The sequence below is a fragment of the Pseudundibacterium arcticum genome, assembly GCF_042646465.1.
Taxonomy (GTDB): domain Bacteria; phylum Pseudomonadota; class Gammaproteobacteria; order Burkholderiales; family Burkholderiaceae_D; genus Undibacterium_A; species Undibacterium_A arcticum.
This window is the reverse complement of the sequence record NZ_JBHRTP010000047.1, coordinates 1-649: the sequence shown is the minus strand read 5'-3', so window position 1 is coordinate 649 and position 649 is coordinate 1. Positions and strand designations below refer to the sequence as shown.

The window sequence follows — 649 nt, the reverse complement described above, 5'->3', positions numbered from 1 at the left end:
TTTGTGGCACGCGGCACCTTGATCATTCTGGTCATCATGTCGATGGGCAGCTGGTACATCATTATCACCAAACTGATCGATCAGATCAAATTGACTGGTCAGGCAAGAGAGGCCCGTAACTCGTTCTGGAAAGCCAAGTCGGTTGAAGCAGGTATCGGCAGTCTGAAACAAGGCAGCCCATTCCGTTTCATCGCCGAGACCGGCAGCAAATCGACCGAACACCACGATGGCGCGCTGCTGGAACAAATTGATCTGAACACTTGGGTCACCATGTCGATTCAACGGTCGGTAGAGAAAGTACAAAGCCGCCTGAGTGATGGCCTGTCGTTTCTGGCAACAGTCGGCTCCACAGCGCCGTTCGTCGGTCTGTTCGGTACGGTTTGGGGTATTTACCACGCGCTGACCGCCATCGGTATCGCCGGCCAGGCATCGATCGACAAAGTTGCCGGTCCCGTGGGTGAAGCACTGATCATGACCGCAATCGGTCTGGCAGTCGCGGTTCCTGCCGTGCTGGGTTACAACTGGCTGGTTCGTCGCAACAAGGGCGCAATGGAAGATATCCGTTCGTTCAGCGCTGATTTGCATTCTGTTCTGCTGAGCGGCGTGATGTCGTCAAGCACGGCTGGTCAACTGGCCAGCGTTAAAAAGG

At 55.2% G+C, this 649-nt stretch carries 1 protein-coding gene; it reads left to right on the top strand.

Translation table 11 applies throughout. From position 1 onward, the window contains the following. Window positions 1–3: 3 nt before the first annotated feature. On the top strand, window positions 4–649 hold a 646-nt coding region (locus ACFOFO_RS26645), incomplete at its 3' end, for a MotA/TolQ/ExbB proton channel family protein (protein WP_390331902.1).